Annotated in this window: 19 protein-coding genes; 4 read left to right on the top strand and 15 right to left on the bottom strand. The window is 70.6% G+C overall.

Annotated features, from left to right (window positions below; translation table 11 throughout):
* Positions 1-7: 7 nt before the first annotated feature.
* Entirely contained in the window at positions 8-1876 is a 1869-nt protein-coding gene (glmS, locus tag G6N64_RS12245) for a glutamine--fructose-6-phosphate transaminase (isomerizing) (RefSeq protein ID WP_163797250.1), read from the bottom strand.
* Positions 1877-1941: 65 nt separating this feature from the next.
* Here glmS and G6N64_RS12240 point away from each other — a divergent pair, with 65 nt between their 5' ends.
* From G6N64_RS12240 to G6N64_RS12230, 3 genes are all read left to right on the top strand, one after another.
* Positions 1942-2787 carry a dienelactone hydrolase family protein gene (locus G6N64_RS12240; protein WP_163797248.1) on the top strand — a complete coding sequence of 282 codons (846 nt, stop codon included), beginning with the start codon at positions 1942-1944 and terminating at the stop codon, positions 2785-2787.
* Between the two features lie 18 nt (positions 2788-2805).
* Positions 2806-3846: an LLM class F420-dependent oxidoreductase gene (locus tag G6N64_RS12235; protein ID WP_163797247.1), complete on the top strand. Its 1041-nt coding sequence runs from the start codon at positions 2806-2808 to the stop codon at positions 3844-3846.
* Positions 3847-4036: 190 nt separating this feature from the next.
* Entirely contained in the window at positions 4037-5431 is a 1395-nt protein-coding gene (locus tag G6N64_RS12230; protein ID WP_163797245.1) for a DEAD/DEAH box helicase, read from the top strand.
* Positions 5432-5522: 91 nt separating this feature from the next.
* Here G6N64_RS12230 and G6N64_RS12225 read toward each other — a convergent pair whose 3' ends face one another.
* The 5 genes from G6N64_RS12225 to rplM all read right to left on the bottom strand — a co-directional run bounded on the left by G6N64_RS12225 (position 5523) and on the right by rplM (position 9523).
* Entirely contained in the window at positions 5523-6752 is a 1230-nt protein-coding gene (locus tag G6N64_RS12225; protein ID WP_163797243.1) for a hypothetical protein, read from the bottom strand.
* 11 nt (positions 6753-6763) lie between these two features.
* The gene (locus tag G6N64_RS12220) at positions 6764-7066 is read right to left on the bottom strand and encodes a type VII secretion target (protein ID WP_163797241.1); all 303 of its coding nucleotides are present in this window, start codon (positions 7064-7066) and stop codon (positions 6764-6766) included.
* 42 nt (positions 7067-7108) lie between these two features.
* Positions 7109-8440 carry a phosphoglucosamine mutase gene (gene glmM, locus G6N64_RS12215; RefSeq protein ID WP_163797239.1) on the bottom strand — a complete coding sequence of 444 codons (1332 nt, stop codon included), beginning with the start codon at positions 8438-8440 and terminating at the stop codon, positions 7109-7111.
* 109 nt (positions 8441-8549) lie between these two features.
* Entirely contained in the window at positions 8550-9023 is a 474-nt protein-coding gene (gene rpsI, locus G6N64_RS12210) for a 30S ribosomal protein S9 (RefSeq protein ID WP_163801676.1), read from the bottom strand.
* Positions 9024-9079: 56 nt separating this feature from the next.
* Positions 9080-9523 (bottom strand): 50S ribosomal protein L13, encoded by a 444-nt coding sequence (gene rplM, locus G6N64_RS12205; protein ID WP_163797236.1) that lies wholly within the window; start codon positions 9521-9523, stop codon positions 9080-9082.
* 198 nt (positions 9524-9721) lie between these two features.
* Here rplM and G6N64_RS12200 point away from each other — a divergent pair, with 198 nt between their 5' ends.
* Positions 9722-11095, top strand: coding sequence for a cobyrinic acid a,c-diamide synthase CobB (locus G6N64_RS12200; RefSeq protein WP_246231124.1), 1374 nt, complete (start codon positions 9722-9724; stop codon positions 11093-11095).
* Here the strand turns inward: G6N64_RS12200 and G6N64_RS12195 are convergent.
* The 9 genes from G6N64_RS12195 to G6N64_RS12155 form a co-directional block, all read right to left on the bottom strand.
* Positions 11081-12601 (bottom strand): cobyric acid synthase, encoded by a 1521-nt coding sequence (locus G6N64_RS12195; protein ID WP_163797235.1) that lies wholly within the window; start codon positions 12599-12601, stop codon positions 11081-11083. The genes G6N64_RS12200 and G6N64_RS12195 overlap by 15 nt on opposite strands.
* Entirely contained in the window at positions 12598-13380 is a 783-nt protein-coding gene (cobF, locus tag G6N64_RS12190) for a precorrin-6A synthase (deacetylating) (RefSeq protein WP_163797234.1), read from the bottom strand. The genes G6N64_RS12195 and cobF overlap by 4 nt, the downstream gene beginning before the upstream one ends.
* Positions 13380-14897: a glycerol kinase GlpK gene (gene glpK / locus G6N64_RS12185; RefSeq protein ID WP_163797233.1), complete on the bottom strand. Its 1518-nt coding sequence runs from the start codon at positions 14895-14897 to the stop codon at positions 13380-13382. The genes cobF and glpK overlap by 1 nt, the downstream gene beginning before the upstream one ends.
* A gap of 17 nt (positions 14898-14914) precedes the next feature.
* Entirely contained in the window at positions 14915-15721 is an 807-nt protein-coding gene (gene eutC / locus G6N64_RS12180) for an ethanolamine ammonia-lyase subunit EutC (protein ID WP_163797231.1), read from the bottom strand.
* On the bottom strand, positions 15718-17130 hold the full coding sequence (locus G6N64_RS12175) for an ethanolamine ammonia-lyase subunit EutB (RefSeq protein WP_163797230.1): 1413 nt from the start codon (positions 17128-17130) through the stop codon (positions 15718-15720). The genes eutC and G6N64_RS12175 overlap by 4 nt, the downstream gene beginning before the upstream one ends.
* Positions 17127-18554: an ethanolamine permease gene (gene eat, locus G6N64_RS12170; RefSeq protein ID WP_163797229.1), complete on the bottom strand. Its 1428-nt coding sequence runs from the start codon at positions 18552-18554 to the stop codon at positions 17127-17129. The genes G6N64_RS12175 and eat overlap by 4 nt, the downstream gene beginning before the upstream one ends.
* A 158-nt stretch (positions 18555-18712) precedes the next feature.
* Positions 18713-20236 (bottom strand): aldehyde dehydrogenase, encoded by a 1524-nt coding sequence (gene adh / locus G6N64_RS12165; RefSeq protein ID WP_163797228.1) that lies wholly within the window; start codon positions 20234-20236, stop codon positions 18713-18715.
* 117 nt (positions 20237-20353) lie between these two features.
* A complete protein-coding gene (locus G6N64_RS12160; protein WP_163797227.1) occupies positions 20354-21655 on the bottom strand; it encodes a helix-turn-helix domain-containing protein in 1302 nt (433 codons plus the stop codon).
* Entirely contained in the window at positions 21652-22113 is a 462-nt protein-coding gene (locus tag G6N64_RS12155; RefSeq protein ID WP_163797226.1) for a putative immunity protein, read from the bottom strand. The genes G6N64_RS12160 and G6N64_RS12155 overlap by 4 nt, the downstream gene beginning before the upstream one ends.
* Between the last annotated feature and the right edge of the window lie 95 nt (positions 22114-22208).

The raw sequence follows: 22208 nt of genomic DNA, 5'->3' as shown, positions 1-22208 counted from the left end.
GCAGTGCCTACTCGACGGTGACCGACTTGGCGAGGTTGCGCGGCTTGTCGACGTCGTACCCGCGGGCACGCGCGACGCCCGCGGCGAAGACCTGCATCGGGATGGTCGAGAGCAGCGGTTGCAGCAGCGTCGACACCGCGGGGATCTCGATGAGGTGGTCGGCGTGCGGACGGACCGTGTCGTCACCCTCCTCGGCGATCACGATGGTGATCGCGCCGCGAGCCTGGATCTCGCGGATGTTGCTGAGCAGCTTGCTGTGCAGGACCGCGGCGTTCTTCGGTGACGGCATGACCACGATGACCGGCACGTCGTCCTCGATCAGCGCGATCGGTCCGTGCTTCAGTTCGCCGGCCGCGAACCCCTCGGCATGCATGTAGGCCAGTTCCTTGAGCTTCAGCGCGCCCTCGAGTGCCACCGGGTAGCCGACGTGGCGGCCCAGGAACAGCACCGTCGACGACGACGCGAACTTCCTCGCCAGCTCGGTGACGGGTTCCATGCACGACAGCACCCGGGCGACCTGGTCGCTCATGGCCTCGAGTGCCAGGTACTCGCGTTCCACCTCGTCGGGGTACTTGGTGCCGCGGGCCTGCGCCAGCGCGAGGCCGACGAGGTAGTTGGCGGCGACCTGCGCCAGGAACGTCTTGGTCGACGCGACGCCGATCTCCGGCCCCGCGCGGGTGTAGAGCACGGCGTCGGCCTCACGGGGGATCTGCGACCCGTTGGTGTTGCAGACGGCCAGCACCTTGGCCTTCTGGTCCTTGGCGTGCCGGACCGCCTCGAGGGTGTCGGCGGTCTCGCCCGACTGCGAGATGGCGATGACCAGCGTGCTGCGGTCGAGCACCGGATCGCGGTAGCGGAACTCGCTGGCCAGCTCGACCTCGACGGGGAGCCTCGTCCAGTGCTCGATGGCGTACTTGGCCAGCAGGCCGGAGTGGTACGCCGTGCCGCACGCGACGATGAAGACCTTGTCGACCTCCCGGAGCTCCTGGTCGGAGAGGCGCTGCTCGTCGAGGACGATGCGGCCGTCGACGAAGTGTCCGAGCAGAGTATCGGCGACGGCGGTCGGCTGCTCGGCGATCTCCTTGAGCATGAAGTAGTCGTAGCCGCCCTTCTCGGCGGCCGACAGGTCCCAGTCGATGTGGAACGGGCGAGCGCGGTCCGACGCGTCGTCGCCGGCGAAGTCGGTGATGCGGTAGCCGTCGGCCGTGATGACGACGGCCTGGTCCTGGCCGAGTTCGACGGCCTCGCGGGTGTGCTCGATGAACGCCGCGACGTCGGAGCCGATGAACATCTCGCCGTCGCCGACGCCGACCACCAGCGGCGTGGACCGACGCGCCGCCACGATGGTGCCGGGATCGTCGGCGTTGGCGAACACCAGCGTGAAGTGACCCTCCAGCCTGCGGAGCACGGCCAACACCGAGGCCGGGAAGTCGCCCGCGTGCTCACCGCTGCGGTACTCGTGGGACACCAGGTGCACGGCGACCTCGGTGTCGGTGTCGCTGGCGAACTCGATGCCCGCGGTCTCCAGCTCGGCGCGCAGGGTGGCGTAGTTCTCGATGATGCCGTTGTGGACCACCGCGATCTTCCCCGCGGCGTCGCGGTGCGGATGCGCGTTGCGATCGGTGGGCCTGCCGTGGGTGGCCCACCGGGTGTGGCCCATCCCGGCGCTTCCCACCAGCACGTCGGCGTCGGTCTCGTCGAGGGCGGTCTCCAGGTTCGCGAGCCGACCGGCCCGGCGCCGAACCGTCAGTCCGCCGTGTCCGTCCAGCAGGGCGATGCCCGAGGAGTCGTAGCCGCGGTACTCCATCCGACGCAGCGCGTCGACGACGATGCCGCGGGCAGGACGCTGTCCGACGTAACCGACGATTCCGCACACGACGTCGAGAATAGTGCAGTAGTGGCCTCGTGCCCGACTCGTCGGTCGTGGGATAGGTTCAAGGCGTGGCCAAGACCAAGAAGCTGTTCGCTTCCTTGACCCGGCGCGGCCCGCACCGCGTATTGCGCGGTGACCTGGCATTCGCCGGCCTGCCCGGGACCGTGTACACGCCGGAGTCCGGGCTCAACCTGCCCGCCATCGCCTTCGGGCACGACTGGCTGGCGAGCGCGCACCGCTACGACGGCCTGCTGGAGCACCTCGCGTCCTGGGGGATCGTCGCCGCCGCCCCCAACACCGAGCGCAGCATCGCGCCGTCGGTGCTCAACCTGGCGTTCGACCTCGGCTCCACCCTCGACATCGTGTCCGGGGTCCGGCTCGGCACCGGCCAGATCAGCGTCCACCCCACCAAGCTGGGCGTGGTCGGACACGGTTTCGGCGGGTCCGCGGCCGTGTTCGCCGCGGCGGGCATGCCGAACCGGCTCAAGGCCGTCGCCGCCCTCTTCCCATCGGTCAGCAGCCCGCCTGCGGTGCAGCCCGCATCGAGCCTGCGGGTGCCCGGGCTCATCCTCGCCGACCCCGGCGATCCCATGTCGCTGCGGTCGAACGCGGTCGAGCTGGCGCGGGTGTGGCGTCCGGCGACGCTGCGCGCGGTCAAGGACGTGACGGCGGGCGGCATCGTCGAGGGACGGCGGCTTGCGCGCCTGATCAAGATGCCCGGAGCCGACAAGGGCACGCAGAAGATCGTCCGCGCGCTGCTCACGGGCTACCTGCTCGCCGAACTAGCCGACGACAAGACCTATCGCGAGTTCGCCGACGGCGAAGCCGCGCTACCGAAGACCGAGGTGCTCGATCCGTTCGCCGACGACGCCGTCGACATCGAGAACAAGGTCGTCGCACTCCTCAAACCGTAGGCCGGGTATAAAGCCATGATGCGCACCGGAATCTTCCTGAGTTACGCCGACGGCTTCCGGGAGGCCGCCGAAGAGGTCGTCGAATTCGAGAAGATCGGCGTGGACATCGCCCTGGTTGCGGAGGCCTACTCCTACGACGCCGTCAGCCAGCTCGGGTACCTGGCCGCGAAGACGTCGACCATCGAGCTGGGCACCGGAGTGGTGCCGATCTACACCCGCACCCCCGCACTGATGGCGATGACGGCGGCAGGCCTGGACTACGTGTCCGACGGCCGCTTCCACCTCGGGCTCGGGACGTCCGGCCCGCAGGTCGTGGAGGGCTTCCACGGCGTTCCGTTCGACGCGCCGATCGGGCGGACCCGCGAGGTCGTCGACATCTGCCGGCAGGTGTGGCGGCGTGAGAACCTCTCCTACTCGGGCAAGCACTACCAGGTGCCGCTGCCCGCAGAGCGTGGCACCGGGCTGGGCAAGTCACTGCACCTCATCAATCATCCGGTGCGCGAACGGATTCCGATCACCATCGCCGCCCTCGGGCCGAAGAACGTCGAGCTGACCGCCGAGATCGCCGAGGGTTGGCAGCCGGTGTTCTTCTACCCCGAGAGGGCGGATTCGGTGTGGGGCGAGTCGCTTCGCGCCGGCGCAGCCAAGCGCGACCCCGACCTGGGGCCGCTCGACGTGATCGTGTCGGCGACACTGGCCATCGGCGACGACGTCGAGGATCGGCTGGCGTGGGCGAAACCCCAACTGGCGCTGTACATCGGCGGCATGGGTGCGCGCGGGAAGAACTTCTATCACAGCCTCGCCACCCGCTACGGCTTCGGCGAGGTCGCCGACCGCATCCAGGACCTGTACCTGGCGGGCAACAAGGCCGAGGCCATCGACGCCGTGCCCGACGACCTCGTCCGCAACGTGTCGCTGATCGGTCCGCGTGGCTTCGTCGCCGAACGCCTGGCCGCGTACGCCGAGGCGGGCGTGACGACGCTGCTGGTGCACCCGATGGGCGTCGACGCCGCCGAACAGCGCCGATTCGTCGAGGAACTGGTCTCGCTCGCGAAATAGTCACCCCCGGGGTGATGCGCGTCTCCTAATTGGGGACGGCGCACGGGTTCCGATAGAGTGTCCCCAGCGGCATCGTCAGTTCTGCCTTTTGCCGCCTCTCGTTCGTTCACACCGAGACCAGCCCTTGGCGCCGCGGGAACACCCGCGCCGGGCAGAACGACCACTCGACTTTCGGAGTTTCTTCACCACCATGTCAACTTTCAGTGAATTCGGCCTGCCCACGGCCGTCGTCAACACCCTCACCGCCGCAGGCATCGAGGAGGCGTTCCCGATTCAGGCTGCGACGCTTCCCGATTCGCTCGCGGGCCGTGACGTCCTCGGCCGCGGCCGCACCGGCTCGGGCAAGACCTACGCCTTCCTGCTGCCGCTGGTCGCCCGCCTCGCCGCCAACCCGGCACCCCGCAAGCCCGGCAAGCCCCGCGCGCTGATCCTCGCCCCCACCCGCGAACTCGTCTCCCAGATCGAGGCGGCGCTCGCTCCGCTGGCCGCGGCGACCGGCCTCAACTCGGTCATCGTGTTCGGTGGCGTCGGCGCACAGCCCCAGATCGACAAGCTCCGCAGGGGCGTCGACGTCGTCATCGCGTGCCCCGGCCGCCTCGAGGACCACGTCCAATCGCGCCACGCCGACCTGTCCGCGGTGGAGATCACCGTGCTCGACGAGGCCGACCACATGGCCGACCTCGGCTTCCTCCCCCCGGTCAAGCGCCTGATGGACAAGACGCCGAAGAACGGCCAGCGCCTGCTCTTCTCCGCCACCCTCGACGGCGGCGTCGACGTGCTGGTGAAGCGCTACCTGCACGACCCGATCGTGCACAGCGTCGACTCCGAGCAGTCGCCCGTCAGCGCCATGGTCCACCACGTGCTGCACGTGGACAGCGCGTCGCGCTTCGAGGTCATCACCGACCTGGCCGCGTCGCCGGGCCGCACCATCGTGTTCGCTCGTACCAAGTACGGCGCGAAGGGCCTTGCGCGCAAGCTCAACTCGCGCGGCGTCCCCGCGGTCGAGCTGCACGGCAACCTGTCGCAGAACGCCCGTACGCGCAACCTCGCGGCGTTCTCCGACGGCACCGCCGCCGTGCTCGTCGCCACCGACATCGCCGCCCGCGGCATCCACGTCGACGACGTCAACCTCGTCGTGCACGCCGACCCGCCGGTCGAGCACAAGGCCTACCTGCACCGCTCGGGCCGTACCGCCCGCGCGGGCGCCGACGGCACCGTGGTGACGCTGATGCTCAGCGAGCAGGTCTCCGACGTGCGCAGCCTCACCCGCAAGGCCGGCGTCACGCCGACCATCACAAGGTTCAGCGGCGCCGATCACCCGGTCCTGCAGGAGATCTCGCCCGGCGAGCGCAGCTTCAGCGGCGCCATCGCCCTCACCGCACCCGAGACCGACGAGCAGCGCGGGATGCAGCCCTCCTCCGATCGTCCCCGCCGGTCGCGCGGCCCGCGTGGCGGCGGCTCCGGCGGTTCGGGTCGCGGTCGCGCGCCCTCGGCGTCCGGATCGTCGCGCGGTGGCAGTCGCCAGGGTGGCAGCCGCCACGGCGGCGGACACCAGAGCGCCGGACGACAGTCCAGCGGCCGCTAGGTCTCACACCACCAACGTCGACCGTGGGGTCTGCGTACCGATCTCGTCGACGATCGGTACGTAGGCCCCACGCTTGCGTCGTGGGCCGTGCTCATTCGCCGACGCTGGGTAGTTCCTCGGCCGCGATCTCGCATGCCGTCTTCTCCGCGGGCAACGCCTCGGGCACCGCGGGCGGTAACGGAGGCGGCGGTGGCGGTGGTTCCGTCACGGCGGGCGGTGGCGGCAGGACCTCGGCGGGTGGCTCATCGACGGGCGGCTCTGCGGCGGGTGGGTCCTCGGCGACTGGGTCCTCGGCGGGTTCGTCCACGGGCTCGAGCTCCTCGGCGGGTTCGTCCTCGGGCTCGTCCTCCTCGTCGAGATCCGGCTCCTCGTCATCGAACTGGTCGTCGAACTCCTCCCCGAGGCCTAATCCCGGGTCGTCTTGCAGTCCACCGCCGGTGAACCCGCCGATCAGATCCGCGAGCTGCTGACCGAACCCGGACAGACCGGAGAGTCCCGTCATCCCCGACCCGAGCGACGGCATGCCGCCCTCTCCCATGCCACCGAGCGCGGCCGGAGCTGGGACCGGCGGCGCGACGGGCGCAACGGGCGCAACGGGATCCATCGGTGGCACGGCAGGTGCGGGCGCTGGAGCCGCAGCCGTCGCGGCCGCCGGAACGGTGCCACCCGCGGGCGGGTCGAAGGGCACCGAGGGACATCCCTCGAGACGGGCGATCGCCTCGTCGAAGGCCGACGTCACCCGGTCGAACGACGCGCGCATCTCGGTCAGCAACTCCGCGCCGATGTCGTTGTCCACGAACGGCTTCACCCGCTGGTCGACCAGTTCGCTGGCCGCGGCGAGGTCACCACCACCGGACGTCACGGTGCGGGCCGCGTCGAGCCATTCACCGCGCTCGGCCGCGGGCCGGTCGTCGACGTCGAGCACGGCGTCGACCTTGGCGTCGACCGCCGCCCACAGGCTGTCCCGCAGCGTCGACGTGGCCGCCGCTGCGTCGTGCAGGGCGCCGCTGGTCGCGTCCGCCGCCGCCGCCTGCCGGAGCAGGACGTCGTGCGCCGACGTGCCGCCCGTCCCCGACCAGGCCCCCGCCAGCCGCGCCGTCAGCGACGCCTGGAGCCGTGCCGCGTCGTCGGCCGCCGCGGCCGCCCGGGTCAACGCATCGGAGTCCGATTGCAGCGCAACGAGATCGAGGCCGTCCTCGGTGCCGTACTGCTCGCGCAACGCGTCGTCGGTCACTCCCGTGAATCCGAGCGAGCGGCACGCCGACACGTAGGCGGTGGTGTTCTCCACCGCGGGGAATCCCTGCGCGAGTCGCGCCGCCACGTCCGCCACCGTCACACCAGCCTGCGCGCTGCGTCGTCGTCGGTGCGCACGTAGTCGTCCGCCGACGTCCGCAGTGCCGTCGCGGTCTCGGCGGCGGTCTCGGCCCAGCGCCGCATCGTGGCGTCGATCCCGTCGATCGCCCGGCGCAGCGCGTCACCCCGCGCCGAGTGTGACCGCCCCGCGACGGCTCCGTCGAAGGTCAGGCCGGCGAGGTGCGACCGGGCTCCGGTCACGGCCTCGGCGACGGCGTCGTAGCCGCGGGCCACGTCGCGCAGCACTGCGACGTCGACCCGGGCAGCATCGAGTTGTCCCATGTAGGGGTTTGACGCAGCGGCGGCCCGATCGGTTCCGTCGGATCAGCCCTGGGCGCTGACCTGCTCTGCGACCCTGGCCGCGAGGAGTCGTGCGGTGTCCTCGTCGGCGGCTTCGACCATCACGCGGACCACCTGCTCGGTGCCGGACGGCCGCAACAGGATCCGGCCCGTGTCGCCCAGTTCGGCCTCCGCGTCGGCGACGGCGGTTCGGACCGACGGCGCGTCGGCGACGGTGGCCTTGTCGGCGACGGCGACGTTGATGAGCACCTGCGGCAGCGTCCGCATGGGCTGCGCGAGTTCGGTCAGCGGGATCCCGGTCTGCGCGATCCGCGACATCAGCCGCAGGCCGGTCACGATGCCGTCGCCGGTGGTGCCGAAGCTGGGGATCACGATGTGGCCGGACTGCTCGCCGCCGAGCGCGTACCCGCCGTTGCGCAACTCCTCGAGCACGTAGCGGTCACCGACGCCGGTGACGCGGACCGCGATGCCCGCCTCGCGCATCGCGAGGTGCAGGCCGAGGTTGCTCATGACGGTGGCGACCAGCGTGTCGGAGACCAGTTGGCCGGCCTCGTGCATGGCGAGGGCGATCACGACCATGATCGCGTCGCCGTCGACGACGTTGCCCGCCGAGTCGACGGCGAGGCACCGATCGGCGTCGCCGTCGTGTGCGAGGCCGAGGTCCGCGCCGTGTTCGAGGACCGCGCGCTGGAGGACGTCGAGGTGGGTGGATCCGCAGGCGTCGTTGATGTTGTAGCCGGTGGGCTCGGCGTTGATGGCGATGACGGTGGCACCCGCGGCCCGGTAGGCCAGCGGTGCGGCGATCGACGCGGCGCCGTGCGCGCAGTCGACGACGACGGTGAGTCCGTCGGCGGGTGTGGTGACGGCCGTGGCGGCGTGGCAGAGGTACCGGTCGAGGGCGTCGCGCGCGTCGAGCACGCGACCGATGCCCGCGCCGAGGGGCCGGCTGCCGGGCCCGGTGCGGACGAGGTCCTCGATGCGGTCCTCGGCGGCGTCGTCGAGCTTCTGCCCGCCGCGGCCGAAGATCTTGATGCCGTTGTCCGGCATCGGGTTGTGCGAGGCGGAGATCATCACGCCGAACTCGGCGTCGTAGGCGTGCGTCAGGTGGGCCACGGCCGGCGTCGGCAGCACCCCGACGCGCAACGCGTCGACGCCCTCGCTGGTGAGGCCGGCGATCACGGCGGCCTCGAGCATCTCACCGCTGGCGCGGGGATCGCGGCCGACGACGGCGATGCGACGGGAGCGGCTCGTCGTCCCGAGCCTTGCCGCGGCCGACGCGATCGCCAGCGCCAACTCCGCGGTCAGGTCCTGATTGGCGACGCCGCGCACGCCATCGGTACCGAACAGACGACCCATGTTCTATCTCGCTCCTGGAAGAAGGCCGGAGAAACACCGCGAGCAGTGTGCCGCAGAGCCACGAGGGGCCTGCGACACACTGCTCGGGGGACGAACGTCGATCCGCAGATCAGCGCTTGCTGTACTGAGGCGCCTTGCGGGCCTTCTTCAGACCGTACTTCTTGCGCTCGATGGCGCGGGGGTCACGCGTGAGGAAGCCGGCCTTCTTGAGCGCCGGACGATCCTCGGGCTGCACGATGATCAGTGCACGCGCGATGGCCAGACGCAGGGCGCCGGCCTGGCCGGAGGGGCCACCACCATCGAGGTGGGCGAAGATGTCGACCGATTCGACCCGGTCGACGAGCACCAGCGGCGCCTTGATGAGCTGCTGGTGCACCTTGTTCGGGAAGTACGCCTCGAGGCTGCGGCCGTCCAGGTGGAACTGGCCGGTGCCGGGCACCAGGCGCACGCGGACCACGGCCTCCTTGCGGCGGCCGACGGTCTGGATCGGGCGGTCGATGTAGATGGGCTCGCGGGGAGCCGGCTCCTCGGTCGCCTCGGTCTCGGTCGCCTCGGTCGTCTCGGCGGCGACGGTCTCGGTCACCTCGGGCGCCTCGGTGGGCTCCGGGGCTTCCGTCACCTCGGTGTCGGTCACTTCAGTCACTGGGCCACCTGCTTGATCTCGAACGGAATCGGCTGCTGCGCGGCGTGCGGGTGGTTCGGACCCGCGTACACCTTGAGCTTCTTCTGAACCTGGCGGCTCAGCTTGTTGTGCGGGAGCATCCCGATGATCGCGTTCTCGACGACGCGGGTGGGGTGCTTGATCAGCAGCTCGCCGATGGTGCGCTTGCGCAGACCGCCGGGGTAACCCGAGTGGCTGTAGGCGAACTTCTTGGTGAGCTTGTCGCCGCCGATCGCGATCTTCTCGGCGTTGATGATGATGACGAAGTCGCCACCGTCGACATTCGGCGTGAACGTCGGCTTGTGCTTGCCGCGGAGCAGCTTGGCTGCTTCGACGGCGAGCCGGCCGAGCACCACGTCCTTGGCATCGATGACGTACCACTCGTGGGTGGTGTCACCTGCCTTCGGCGTGTACGTAGGCACAGCGCTTACCCTTCTTAGTCGAGTTCTCACTCGGGTTTCGATCCCGGCGGATACCGGGGGCCGGTCTGGCGTGTGTGCAGCGGGGACGGTCTCGGCGACCGGCGGTGACCCGAGGTCCCGGGGTGCTGCACGCCAACGTGGGAGCTTACCCGGGGCCGTCCGCGCAGGTCAAAACGCAACTCTGGCAGACTTCACCTCGTGACCAGCACCCCCGCCGTGGTGATCGCCGCGCCGTCCTCCGGCAGCGGCAAGACCACCGTCGCGACGGGTCTGATCGGTGCCCTCCGCCGCGCAGGTCACCGGGTCGCGCCGTTCAAGGTCGGACCCGACTTCATCGACCCCGGCTACCACGGTCTCGCGGCGGGCAGGCCCGGGCGCAACCTCGACCCGGTGCTGGTCGGCGAGCCGCGGATCGGCCCGCTCTACCGGCACGGCAGCGCCGATTCCGACATCGCGGTCGTCGAGGGCGTCATGGGCCTGTTCGACGGCCGAATCGACCCGCACCGCCAGGCCCCGGCGATCGGGTCCACCGCCCATGTCGCAGGCCTTCTGGGCGCACCGGTGGTGCTGGTCGTGGACGCGCGGGGGCAGAGCCAGAGCATCGCCGCGCTGCTGCACGGCTTCTCGACGTTCGACACGGCGATCCGAATCGGCGGCGTGATCCTCAACCGTGTCGGCTCGCCGCGCCACGAAGGTGTACTGCGCCAGGCGTGCGAGCAGATCGGGATGCCGGTCCTGGGCGCCATCCCGCGTGACGAGACGCTCGCCGTGCCGTCGCGGCACCTCGGCCTGATCACCGCCGTCGAGCACGGCGCGAGCGCCGACTCCGCGGTGGACGCGATGACCGAGTTGGTGGCCCGCCACGTCGACGTCGGCGCGGTCGCCTCGCTGGCCCGCTCGCACGTGACCGTCGCGCCGTGGAACCCCGCCGACGAGGTCGGTGGCCCGACCGTCGGCCGTCCGGTGGTCGCGCTGGCCGCGGGCCGGGCGTTCAACTTCAGCTACGCCGAGCACCGGGAGCTGCTCGAGGCAGCGGGTGCCGCCGTCGTCGAGTTCGATCCGCTGACCGACGGGTTGCCCGATGACACCGCCGGGGTGGTGCTGCCGGGCGGCTTCCCGGAGCAGTACCCGGCGGAGTTGTCCGCCAACGTGGCCGCGAGGCGCGGCATCCGCGACCTCGCCGCCGCGGGCGTGCGACCCGTCCACGCCGAGTGCGCCGGACTCACGTACCTGGTCGACGAACTCGACGGGCATCCGATGTGCGGCGTGCTGGCCGGCCGGGCGCACTTCACCGAACGCCTGGTGCTGGGGTATCGCGACGCGGTGGCCGTCGCCGACTCGTCGATGCACGAGGTGGGTGGTCGCGCCTCGGGGCACGAATTCCACCGCACTGCAGTCGACTTCGCCCAGGACTACGAGCCTGCGTGGGCGTTCAGCGTCGGCGACCGGGTGGTCCGCGACGGTGCGGTGCACGGACGGGTGCACGCCGCGTACCTGCACACGCACCCCGCGGGTCAGCCCGACTCGGTGCGTCGCTTCGTCGACGCCGCGGCAGCGTCAGACGAAACCTAGCGGCGCCATCGTCGGCAGGTCGGTCGGCACTCCACCGGCGATCAGCGCGTCGACGGCGGCCATGTCCAGCCATTCGTCGAGGACATCGGCGAGCAGATCGATCTGCGCCGACCGGGCGGCTTCGAAATCCGTTCGCCCAGCAGTGAATCCGGTTCGTCCGGTGGCGGCGGCGACCTCGGCGAGCAACCCGGCGCGCAGCGCGTCGTTACCGAGCATGCCGTGCCAGTGCGTCCCGCGGACGCTGCCCCGCACGCTGCCCTCGGGGCCGGTCTCGTCGTCGGTGACCCAGGCCGGGTCGTCGGATGCCACGGCCCGGCCGTGGTGGATCTCGTAGCCGGTCACGCGATGACCGAGTGCGGTTCCCGCGCACCGTCGTAGCGTCTTGTCTGCGGCGAACCGCACGTGCAGCGCCAGCAGCCCGAGGCCCGGCACCGTGCCCGCGCCGGACTCGACGTCGTCGTCGATCGAGCGGCCCAGCATCTGGTATCCGCCGCAGATGCCCAGGATCGGCCCCTTCGCGGCGGCCCGCTCGGTGAGCGCGTCGGCCAGCCCGCGGGTCCGCAGCCACGCCAGGTCGCTCACCGTCGCCTTGGTGCCGGGCAGCACCACCAGGTCGGCGGTGCGGACACTCGCGATGTCGTCGACCCAGCGGACGTCGACGCCGGGCTCGCAGGCCAGGGCCTCGACGTCGGTGGAATTCGAGATGCGGGGCAGCCGGATCACGGCGACCGACAGCCGCTGGGTGCCGATCGCGGGCGTCGGCACGCCGACCACCCGGCCGATCGGCGAGGCCAGCGAGTCCTCGGCGTCCAGCCATAGCCCCTCGGTGTAGGGCAGCACGCCGAGCACGGGCCGCCCGGTCCACCGTTCGACGTCGTCGACGCCCGGAGCCAGGATGCCCCGGTCGCCGCGGAACTTGTTGATCACGAAGCCGGCTACCCGGCGTTGGTCGTCGGGGCCGAGGACCGCCAGCGTGCCGACCATGTGCGCGATCACGCCGCCGCGGTCGATGTCGCCGACGACGAGGACCGGCAGGTCGGCGGCCGCGGCGAGGCCCATGTTCGCGATGTCCGACGCGCGCAGGTTGGTCTCGGCCACCGAGCCCGCCCCCTCGCAGACGACCACGTCGAAACTCGCTCGGAGACTGCGCAGTTCGTCGGCGACGATGCCCGCCAGCGCGGCGCGGCGCACGTGATAGTCCTTCGCGCCCACGTACCCGTCGGCCCGGCCCCGGACCACGACCTGCGACCGTCCGTCGCCGCCCGGCTTGAGCAGGACGGGGTTGAACCGGGTGTCAGGTTCCAAGCCGCATGCCAGCGCCTGCATGGCCTGCGCGCGGCCGATCTCACCGCCGTCGATCGTGACGACGGAGTTGTTGGACATGTTCTGCGCCTTGAACGGCGCCACCGACATTCCACGGCGCGCCAGCGAGCGGCACAGCCCCGCGACGACGACGCTCTTGCCGGCGTCGGACGTGGTGCCGCCGATCAGCAGCGCCCCGCTCACGCGCTGTCCGCGGTCCGCACCAGGTAGATGTCCATGATCCAGCCGATCCGCGCGCGGGCCTCCTCGCGCACCCGGGCGATCTCGTCGCCGACCTCGCCGACCGTGCCGGCGATCAGGATCTCGTCGGGCGTGCCGAGGTATGCGCCCCACCAGATCTGGTCGGTGGGGGCGGCGGTGCGGCGGAACGTGCAGTCGGCGTCGAGCATGACGATCTGGTTGGAGTCGGCGCCGGGCGGCGTGTCCGGCAGGCGGCGGCCGGTGGTGACGTGGATGGGTTCGCCGATGCGGTTGGCGAGGATGCGGTGCGCGGCGGTCAGCGCGGACGCACTGGTGACGCCGGGGATCACCTCGACGGCGAGGTCGAGGATGCCGCGCGCGCGGATGTCGTCGACGATGCGCAGCGTGCTGTCGTAGAGGGCCGGGTCGCCCCACACCAGGATGCCGGCGACGCCGTCGTCGCCGGTCTCGTCGAGCAGCGCCCGCTCGATCCGTTCGGCGCGAGCGAGGTGCCAGCGGCGTACCTCGGCCTCGTAGTCGGCTGGGTCGCGATCGCGCGGCGGATCGTCGACCTCGACGAACCGCGCCGCGCCGCCCTCGACGTAGTGGTCGACGATCTCCCGCCGTATGCCGACCAGCGACTGCTTCACCGCTGGGTTCTTTCGATCCGACGACTTGTCGAGCACCAGGAACGCGTCCACGCCGTTCATGGCCTCGATGGCCTGCACCGTGACCTGGCGGGGGTCGCCGGGGCCGATGCCGATGACCCGAAGGGTGCGCATCAGTCGACGTCGACCCAGTCGAGCGTGCGCTGCACGGCCTTGGTCCACCCGCGGTAGCCGTCGGCGCGCTGGTCCTCGCTCCACGTCGGCGTCCAGCGCTTGTCTTCCTGCCAGTTGTCGCGCAGTTCCTCGGGGTCCGACCAGAAGCCGACGGCGAGCCCGGCGGCGTACGCCGCGCCGAGCGCCGTCGTCTCGGCGACGACGGGCTTCACGACGTCGACGCCCAGCACGTCGGCCTGGATCTGCATGCACAGGTCGTTGGCGGTGATGCCGCCGTCGACCTTGAGCACCTCGAGGTGCACGCCCGAGTCGGCCTCCATCGCATCCACGACGTCGCGGCTCTGGTAGCAGATCGACTCCAGCGTCGCGCGGGCCAGATGGGCGTTGGTGTTGTAGCGGGACAGGCCGACGATCGCGCCGCGGGCGTCGCTGCGCCAGTACGGCGCGAACAGTCCGGAGAAGGCGGGTACGAAGTAGACACCGCCGTTGTCCTCCACCTGGCGGGCCAGCGATTCGCTCTGCGAGGCGCCGCTGATGACGCCGAGCTGGTCGCGCAACCACTGCACGGCGGATCCCGTCACCGCGATCGAACCCTCCAGTGCGTACACGGGTTTCGCGTCACCGAACCGGTAACAGACGGTGGTCAGCAGACCGTGTTCGGAGCGGACGATCTTCTCACCGGTGTTGAGCAGCAGGAAGTTGCCTGTGCCGTAGGTGTTCTTGGCCTCGCCCGCCGCGAGACACACCTGCCCGACCATCGCGGCCTGCTGGTCGCCGAGGATGCCGGTCAGTGGCACCTCGTTCTGCAGCGGGCTGCCCGCCACCGTCGTGCCGTACGGCTCGGGTGAGGACGACGAGGCGATGGTCGGCAGCATCTGGCGCGGGATGTCGAAGAACGACAGCAGTTCGTCGTCCCAGTCGAGGGTCTCGAGGTTCATCAGCATCGTGCGGCTGGCGTTGGTGACGTCGGTGACGTGCACTCCCCCGCGCGGGCCGCCGGTCAGGTTCCACAGCACCCACGTGTCGCAGGTGCCGAAGATGGCGTCGCCGCGCTCGGCGTCCTCGCGGACGCCGTCGACGTTCTCCAGGATCCACTGGACCTTGCCTGCGGAGAAGTACGTCGCCGGCGGCAGCCCCGCCTTCTGCCGGATCACGTCGCCGCGGCCGTCGCGGTCGAGCGCCGAGGCGATCCGGTCGGTGCGGGTGTCCTGCCAGACGATGGCGTTGTAGTACGGCCTGCCCGTCTTGCGGTTCCACACCAGTGCCGTCTCGCGCTGGTTGGTGATGCCGAGCGCGACGAGGTCCGACGACGACAGCTTGGTCTCGATCAGCGCAGACTGCAGCACCGACGTGGTGCGCTCCCAGATCTCGACCGGGTTGTGTTCGACCCAACCGGCTTTGGGCAGGATCTGCTCGTGCTCGAGTTGGTGGCGGCCCACTTCGCGGCCGGCGTGGTCGAAGATCATCGCCCGGGTGCTGGTGGTGCCCTGGTCGATCGCCATGACGAACTCGCCCATGGTGGCCGCTCCTCCGCTCAGTCGGTAGGCCACAACGTACCGGGCGAGCCCACCTCCCGAGGCGAGCCGTGCCCATCGAGTGCGACACCGCGCGACGTGTCCTTCAGGTCGACGCCCGAACGCCCGAGGGCGATCGCCCCGGCGACCAGGCTCGCGGCGATCCGCGCGGCCTCGTCGTAGTCGAGTCCCCCCGGCGGGTGGATGTTGGAGACGCAGTTCCGGTCGGCGTCCGGCCTGCCGACCCGGGGCAGGTGGGTCAGGTAGATGCCGAGGCTGTCGGCGACGGAAAGGCCGGGCCGTTCCCCGATGATCACCAGGACGGTGCGGTACCCGGCGGCAGCGGCGACGTGGTCGCCGAGGCCGACGCGGGCCTGCGTCGCGATCACCGGCGGCGCCAGCTCGTGCCGATCGCCGAGGCGCGCGACGAGTGCGGCCAACAGCGCGGCGCCGTGGGTGCGCAACGCCGTGGGCGACAAACCGTCGGCGAGGACGAACCCGACGTCCGCGGGCGTCTCGGGTAGGTCCGTCACCTCGGCCGGGAGCCTGCCGAGGTCGGGGCGGCGCAGGTACTCCTCGCGCGAGGTCGCGCGGCTGGTGATCACCACCGGCCCGCCGATGCCGACGTCGGCGACCTCGGCGGCGAGGCCGGCCACGTCGAGCGGGACGTGGACGGCGTCACGGGCCGCGGCGTGGGCGGCGGCGAGTGCGAGGACCTCGCGGCTGGGCAGCGCGTTGCCCGCGCGGCCCAACCCGATCCTGGCCTGGGTGGTCTTGCGCAGCTCGTCCCAGAACTGCTGTTCCGCAGGCGGTTTGGCGGTCGTCACGGCTGAGCCGCCGTCAGGGACCGCAGCGGTGAGCTGCTGACGTCGAACGGCGTCAGCCGGCCCGCGTCGTCAACCATCCCGACGGTGCGCAGCCACGCCTCGAACTCCGGCGCGGGCCGCAGCCCGAGCGTTTGTCGCGCCACCAGCACGTCGTGGAACGACAGGCTCTGATACCCGAGCATGACGTCGTCGGCACCGGGGACGGTGATGACGAATGCGACGCCGGCGGCGCCCAGCAGGGTCAGCAGCGTGTCCATGTCGTTCTGGTCGGCCTCCGCGTGGTTCGTGTAGCAGACGTCGACGCCCATCGGCAGGCCGAGCAGCTTGCCGCAGAAGTGGTCCTCGAGGCCGGCGCGGATGATCTGCCTGCCGTCGTACAGGTACTCCGGGCCGATGAACCCGACGACGGTGTTGACCAGCAGCGGTTCGAGCTCCCTCGCCACGGCGTAGGCGCGGGTCTCCAGCGTCTGCTGGTCGACCGGCTTGCCGCCGGTGCCGAGGTGCGTCCCCGAACTCAGTGCCGAGCCCTGCCCGGTCTCGAGGTACATGACGTTGTCGCCGACGGTGCCGCGGTGCAGCGATCGGGCGGCGGCGTTGCCCTCCCGCAGCAGCGCCATGTCGACCCCGAACGCGGAGTTCGCGCCCTGGGTGCCTGCGATCGACTGGAAGACGAGGTCGACGGGCACGCCGTCCTCGATGAGCCCGATGGTGGTGGTGATGTGGGACAGCACGCAGGACTGGGCCGGGATGTCGTAGCGCGCCCGGATCGAGTCGAGCAGGTGCAGCAGGTCGGCGGTCGCGTGCGGAGAGTCGGTGGCGGGGTTGATGCCGATGACGGCATCCCCGCAGCCGAGCAGCAGTCCGTCGAGGACCGCGGCGGCGATGCCGCGGGGGTCGTCGGTCGGGTGGTTGGGCTGCAGCCGCGTCGCCAGGGTGCCGGGGGCGCCCACCGTGGTCCGGAAGGCCGCGGACACGTGCGTGGCCGCGCCGACCGCGATGAGGTCCTGGTTGCGCATGATCTTGGAGACGGCGGCCGCCATCTCCGGCGTCACGCCGCGGGAGATCCCGGCGATGCGGTCCGCCCCGTCGTCGCGGGAGGCGGCGTCCATCAGCCAGTCCCGCAGCCCGCCCACCGTGAGCGAGCGGATCGGCGCGAACGCCTCGCGGTCGTGGCCGTCGATGATCAGCCGGGTGACCTCGTCGGTCTCGTACGGCACCACCAGGTCCTCGAGGAACGTCGTCAGCGGCAGGTCCGCGAGCACCCACGCCGCCGCGGCACGCTCGGCGTCGTGCTCGGCCGCGCAGCCGGCGAGCTGGTCGCCCGAGCGCAGCGGGGTGGCCTTGGCCATCAGCTCGACGAGACCGTCGAACTCGTATGTGACGCCCGAAAGGTGTTGGCGGAAGGTCACTTCACGTCGTTCTCGGCGGCCGCGAGCATCGCGAACTCCTCGTCGGGCGAGTTGGCCACCAGCTTGTGCCTGCTGTACACGGCGAAGTACACCATGAACGCGGCGAACACGGCCAGGCACCAGCCGGCGGCGACGGGGTTCACCAGGAAGGTGGCGATGACGGCGAGCGCGGCGACGACGAGCGCGAAGCCGGTGGTCACCGCCCCGCCCGGGGTGCGGTAGGGCCGCGGCATGTCGGGCTCGCGGCGGCGCAGCACGATGTGGCTGATCATCATCAGCACGTAGCTCAGTGCGGCGCCGAACACCGCCATGTTGAGCAGCAGGTCGCCCTGACCGGTCAGCGACAGCAGGAAGCCGATGACGCCGGGCACGACCAGCGCCAGCGTCGGGGCCTTGCGCTTGTTGGTCACCGACAGCGCCTTGGGCAGGTAGCCCGCCCGGGACAGCGCGAACAGTTGCCGCGAGTAGGCGTAGATGATCGAGAAGAAGCTCGCGATGAGGCCGGCCAGGCCGATGTAGTTGACCACCGTGGCCGCGGTGCCGTCGCCGAGCGCCTCCACCAGGGGGTTGCCGGACGCCGACATCTCCTGCGCACCACCGGCTCCGGTGGTGAGGACCAGGACCGTCACGCAGGTGACCAGCAGGACGGCCATCGCGGCGATGATGCCGCGGGGCACGTTGCGCTTGGGGTCGGCGGCCTCCTCGGCGGCCAGCGGCACCCCCTCGATCGCGAGGAAGAACCAGATGGCGAACGGGATGGCGGCCCAGATGCCGAAGTACCCGTTGGGGAGGAACTCCGATGCGCCCGTCGCAGTCTCGCTCACGGCGATGTTGGTGAGGTTGGCCAGGTCGAACTGCCCGATCGCGGCGATCGCGAACACCAGCAGGCCCACCAGCGCGATCGCGGTGATCACGAACATCACCTTCAGCGCCTCGCCGACACCGGACAGGTGGATGCCGATGAACAGGGCGTAGGCGGCCAGGTAGATCCACCACCCGTTGGTGATCCCGAACAGGCCGAGGGACTCGACGTACGCGCCGATGAACGTCGCGATGGCGGCGGGTGCGATCGCGTACTCGATGAGAATGGCCGTGCCCGTAGCGAATCCGCCCCAGGGGCCGAGTGCGCGTCGGGCGAACGTGTAGCCGCCGCCCGCGGCGGGCAGGGCCGAGGAGAGTTCGGCCATGCCCAGCACCAGCGCGAGGTACATCCCGGCGATCAGGACGGCGGCGATGGCGAGGCCGCCGAAGCCGCCCTGCTCGAGCCCGAAGTTCCAGCCCGAGTAGTCCCCGGAGATGACGTAGCTGACGCCGAGGCCCGCCAGGAGCAGCCAACCGGCGCTGCCGGTTTTCAGCTGGCGGCGGTTCAGGTACTCGTCGCTCTCCACGTGTTCGGCGGCGCTGCGCCGTCCGCTGGCTGCCATCGGGGACTCCCTCGTTCGGTTCGTTCGGCGCCCGGCGTTCAGCCGGTTCCCAGCACTTTCAAAGGTATTTTATTGAACCATTGAAGCGTCACCGACGCTCGCCGAACGCGAAAATGCCCCGGCGCGAACGTCGCACCGGGGCACCCTCGGACTGCTGGTTAGAAGAAGCCCTGAGCCTTGTTGCTGTAGCTGACCAGCAGGTTCTTGGTCTGCTGGTAGTGGTCGAGCATCATCTTGTGGTTCTCGCGGCCGATGCCGGACTGCTTGTAGCCGCCGAACGCGGCGTGCGCCGGGTACTGGTGGTAGCAGTTGGTCCACACGCGGCCGGCCTGGATGTCGCGGCCCGCGCGGTAGGCGGTGTTGCCGTCACGGCTCCACACGCCGGCGCCGAGACCGTAGAGCGTGTCGTTGGCGATCGACATGGCGTCGGCGTAGTCGGTGAACGAGGTGACCGCGACGACGGGCCCGAAGATCTCCTCCTGGAACACGCGCATCTTGTTGTTGCCGGTGAAGATAGTCGGCGCGACGTAGTAGCCGCCGTTGAGGTCGCCACCGAGTTCGGCGCGCTCGCCGCCGGTGACGACCTGCGCGCCCTCGGACTTGCCGATCTCGATGTAGGACAGGATCTTCTCGAGCTGATCGTTGGACGCCTGCGCGCCGATCATCGTCTCGGTGTTCAGCGGGTCGCCCTGACGGACGGCCTTGGTGCGGATCGCCGCCAGCGCCAAGAACTCGTCGTAGATGTCGGCCTGGATCAGGCTGCGGGACGGGCACGTGCACACCTCTCCCTGGTTCAGGGCGAACATCGTGAAGCCCTCGAGCGCCTTGTCCTGGTAGTCGTCGGCGGCGGCCATGACGTCGGAGAAGAAGATGTTGGGGCTCTTGCCACCCAGTTCCAGCGTGACCGGGATCAGGTTCTGCGACGCGTACTGCATGATCAACCGGCCGGTGGTCGTCTCACCGGTGAACGCGATCTTGGCGATGCGGTTGCTCGAGGCCAGCGGCTTGCCGGTCTCGACGCCGAAACCGTTGATCACGTTGAGCACGCCGGCCGGGAGCAGGTCGCCGATCAGCGACACCAGGTAGAGGATCGACGCGGGGGTCTGCTCGGCGGGCTTGAGCACCACGCAGTTGCCTGCGGCCAGCGCCGGTGCGAGCTTCCAGACGGCCATCAGGATCGGGAAGTTCCACGGGATGATCTGGCCGACGACGCCCAGTGGCTCGTGGAAGTGGTAGGCGACGGTGTCCTCGTCGACCTGCGACAGCGAACCCTCCTGCGCGCGAATGCATCCCGCGAAGTAACGGAAGTGGTCGACGGCGAGGGGGATGTCGGCGTTGAGCGTCTCGCGGATCGGCTTGCCGTTGTCCCACGACTCGGCCAGTGCGATCGACTCGAGGTTCTCCTCGATGCGGTCGGCGATCTTGTTGAGGACGACCGCTCGCTCGGCGGGCGACGTCTTGCCCCAGGCCGGCGCGGCGGCGTGCGCGGCGTCCAGCGCCTTGTCGACGTCGGACGCGTCGGATCGGGCCACCTCGCAGAACGTCTGCCCCGTCACCGGGGTCGGGTTCTCGAAATACTGGCCCTTCGTGGGTGCGACCCACTCGCCGCCGATGTAGTTCTCGTAGCGGCTCTGGAACGACATGAGGGCGCCGTCGGCACCCGGGCGGGCATACTCGGTCATTGGTTCTCCTGGCGTTGAGTGCGAGATGTGTGGACCCAGGTGTCGGATCCTGTGTGTCCTCCGTCACTCACGGTACGGTCGGCACCGTTGCAGCATGGTTGCAATGGAGCAGCCGCGTCAGCCGATGTCGAGGTCCAGCCCGACGAGGTGGCCGTGTGCGTTGGCGCGCTGCACCGAGTCGGGTGCCGTGTCGTGCAGGATGCGCCAGCCGTCGCGATCGTCGCGGCCCTCGGGCAGTTCGAGCCAGCGCCGCAGCAGCGTGAGGCTGCCGGTCGAGAGCACCGCGGATCGCAGCGCGGTGGACAGTTCGGTGCGCAGCCGCGCGATCGCCGGCGCCACCGATTGCGGCAGCAGTTCACCGGCGTAGCCGTTGACGGCGGCGGCGACGTCCCCGCGGCGCAGGGCGTCGAAGACCTCACCGAGGTCGGAGTCGATGGGAGCGAGCAGCCGGTAGGGCCGCGACGCCACGTGGTCGGCCCCGATGACCCGGCGCAGCCGCGACATCTCGGCGCGGATGGTGACGGCGTCGAGGTCGTTGTCGTGCAACATCATTGCGAGGTGGTCGGCGCTGACGCCCTCGGGGTGGCGGCTCAGGAGTACGAGGATCTCGGCGTGCCTGCCGGTCAGCGTGCTGGCGTTGGGGCGGCCGTCGCGGTCGGTGACGGTCCACCGCGGCCGGTCGCCACCGAGGACCGTGAGCCGCGGTCCGACGGCGACGGGTGCGATGGGCCGCGTCAGGGCGAGCAGCGCGAGATGGTTCTCGACGGCGACGGCGGTGGCGCGCACCAGTGCGAGCGTCTGTCGCGTGGCGACCTCGGTCCCGCCGGTGAGGTCGATCGCGCCGAGCATGACGCCGGTGCTGGGATCGTGCACCGGGACCGCGGTACAGCTCCACGGCTGCACGATGCGCGAGAAGTGCTCGGTGCCGTGAATCTGCAGTTCGCGGTCGAGCGCCAGGGCCGTGCCGGGCGCGTTGGTTCCCGCACGCCGCTCGCTCCAGTCGGTGCCGGCGACGAAGTTCATGGCCTCGGCCTTGCGCAGCGCGACGGTGTCGCCCTCCACCCACAGCAGGGTGCCGTCGGCCGCGGTCACCGCCACCACGACCCCGGCGTCGAGGGCGTCCTGGACCAGCAGTCGGCGGATGACGGGCAGCGCGGGAGCGAGCGGGTGGCTGGCGCGGAGGTCGTCGAGGGTGCGGGGGGTTGCCTGCTCGAGGCCACCCCTGTCGGGGTCGACGCCGATCGCGAGGCTGCGCTGCCAACTCTCGGCGACCACCTTGCGCAGCGGTACGGAGTCCAGGTAGCTGGCGTCGATCTCACCGGCGACGAAGCGCTCGTGTGCTGCGCGCACGCTGGAGTCGGGCGAGGGGGCCTCCACCTGTCGGAGGGCCCGGCTGCCCTTGCTCCTCGACGTACTCACCGGCTATCACGCTCCTGGCGCATGGCCCTGTTTTCGCAGGCCACGTCACGTTCTGCCACCCTATCGCAGAAGGTCGGGCGGCCTGGCGATTCCGTCGCGACGGGGGCGCCCGCCTTGGTCGCATAGTCCGCAGCGTGCCGGGCGTGACCGGCCATGTGCGCCACCGCCGCCGCCTGGCCTGCCGCGCGAGCGGCGGCGACGGCCGCGGGCGCACCGGCACGTTCGGCTTCGCGGGCAGCGGCATGGGCCGCGAACGCCGCGGTGCGACACGAGGTCATGGGCACCTCGCCTCTGATCCAGGCGCGCAGCGTGTCGATCGCCGAGCGCGGCCGAAGGTCGCCGGGACGAGCGTTCTCGAAGATCGGCAGGGCCCGCTCGGCGCACTCGGCGGCCCACCGGGCGAGCGCCTGATGCGTCTCCGGATCCGGATTCGCACCGTTCTTCGGGGATCGGGCCACCGTGCCATGATGCGCCCGATTCCCATGCACGTGTCGGTTGTCATCTCTTAGGACATGGGTGACAGTTCTGCATCAGGACATCGGTGACGTTTCGG

The organism is Mycolicibacterium sediminis, assembly GCF_010731735.1.
GTDB classification, from domain to species: domain Bacteria; phylum Actinomycetota; class Actinomycetes; order Mycobacteriales; family Mycobacteriaceae; genus Mycobacterium; species Mycobacterium sediminis.
Note: the sequence above shows the minus strand (reverse complement) of the source record. Positions and strands in the feature narration are given on the sequence as shown.

Bases quoted from the DNA above. Each gene is read 5' to 3' on its own strand.
- eat (WP_163797229.1), bottom strand. From the start codon at position 18,554: ATGGCAGCCAGCGGACGGCGCAGCGCCGCCGAACACGTGGAGAGCGAC.
- cobF (WP_163797234.1), bottom strand. From the start codon at position 13,380: ATGCGCACCCTTCGGGTCATCGGCATCGGCCCCGGCGACCCCCGCCAG.
- G6N64_RS12230 (WP_163797245.1), top strand. From the start codon at position 4,037: ATGTCAACTTTCAGTGAATTCGGCCTGCCCACGGCCGTCGTCAACACC.
- G6N64_RS12220 (WP_163797241.1), bottom strand. From the start codon at position 7,066: ATGGGACAACTCGATGCTGCCCGGGTCGACGTCGCAGTGCTGCGCGAC.
- glmM (WP_163797239.1), bottom strand. From the start codon at position 8,440: ATGGGTCGTCTGTTCGGTACCGATGGCGTGCGCGGCGTCGCCAATCAG.
- glpK (WP_163797233.1), bottom strand. From the start codon at position 14,897: ATGGGCGAGTTCGTCATGGCGATCGACCAGGGCACCACCAGCACCCGG.
- G6N64_RS12235 (WP_163797247.1), top strand. From the start codon at position 2,806: ATGCGCACCGGAATCTTCCTGAGTTACGCCGACGGCTTCCGGGAGGCC.
- adh (WP_163797228.1), bottom strand. From the start codon at position 20,236: ATGACCGAGTATGCCCGCCCGGGTGCCGACGGCGCCCTCATGTCGTTC.